At 38.2% G+C, this 1,412-nt stretch carries 1 protein-coding gene; it reads left to right on the top strand.

All coding sequences use genetic code 11. The features are described 5' to 3' along the window. Positions 1-1,412: carboxypeptidase regulatory-like domain-containing protein (locus AB674_RS21525; RefSeq protein ID WP_047779352.1), on the top strand; the 1,412-nt coding region annotated here is incomplete at both ends.

Genomic DNA, 1,412 nt, shown 5'->3' with positions numbered 1-1,412 from the left:
AATACTTCTGATACTTTCACGCAAGTAATTACAATTGAAGATACCAGTAAACCAATATTTACCGGAGATCTTCCAAAAGATAGTACTGTTTCTTGTGACGCTGTTCCTGCCCCTGCTCAACTAGTAGTTTCAGACAGTTGTACTTCAGATTTACCAATTGTTTTCACTGAAACAAAAAGTGATATTCAAAATCAATGTGATTCTAATTATACCTTAACACGTACCTGGACAGCAACGGATTGCTCTGGTAACACTACATCTTATGTTCAAATTATAACCGTGAGAGATACAACAGCTCCAACAGGAACTGTTCCTGCAGATGTCACCGATTTAGAGAGCATAGCTGCTATTGCTGCCGGTACACCACAAGATGTAACAAATGTTTCTGATAATTGTGATTCAAATGTAACAATCACCGTAAATGATACCAATAACGGAGGAAGTGGTTGTGATGGAAATGCTTATATCTTAACCAGAACTTACACCCTTACAGATTGTGCTGGTAATAAAACAGAACTGATACAAACCTTTACTGTCGAAAATAAAGTGTCTGTGAGCGGAATTGCTTCGAACGTAACTTGTCTTGGTGGTACTGATGGTTCTATCTTGATTACAAGTAGTCCTGGTGCTACAGTTGTAATTAGAAATCAAAACAATGAAGTTGTTGGAAATACAAACTTACCAGCTGGTACTTATACCTTAACTGCAACATCGTCAGTTAACAATGGAAACCAAACTTGTACAGCAACAACTACCGTTGTCATAACACAACCGGATTACAAAGTAAAAATATCCGGACAAATTATTAATGCTGATACCAATACACCTCTTGCCAATGTACCGGTAACATTAATTCCACAAGGTACTACAACAGGTCCAATTCTATTGCGTATAACCGCTGCTGATGGTTCGTACAACTTCACTGGTGTACCGGTGGGAAGTTACCTACTTCAGGTTCAGGATGCTAATTTAGGTAGCGCATACCAATTGTATCCTGTAGATTCCAGTTTGTTCTTTACTACTCTTGAAGAATGTAAATTTCAAGTGCATAATTTCTTATATGGATCATCAACTCGACCTGTTTTAGGAGATTATGTTTGGTACGACACCAACGGTAACGGTGTACAAGACGAATGGTACGATGCCAATAATGATGGAATTGTAACCAAAAATACTCCTGACGCAAATGGTGCAATCGACTATAGTCAATGGGAATGGATTGATCTTAATGGTGATGGCAGTTTTACCGGTCCTCAAAATGTTGGAGAATTAAATGAAGGAGGTTTTGGTAATGCGTTAACACCTAATGTGATTATTGATGGGCCTAACGGTTATCATAAAGAAGTTATTGTAGGTATAGCAGGATACTGGAGAGACCGACCAGAAACAGCAAATCCTAATGGAGATTATAC

Origin of the sequence: Flavobacterium sp. ABG, assembly GCF_001027725.1 — a bacterium.
Classification (GTDB): Bacteria; Bacteroidota; Bacteroidia; order Flavobacteriales; family Flavobacteriaceae; genus Flavobacterium; species Flavobacterium cupriresistens.
The sequence above is the reverse complement of the archived record's forward strand: the minus strand, read 5'-3'. Positions and strand labels throughout refer to the sequence as shown.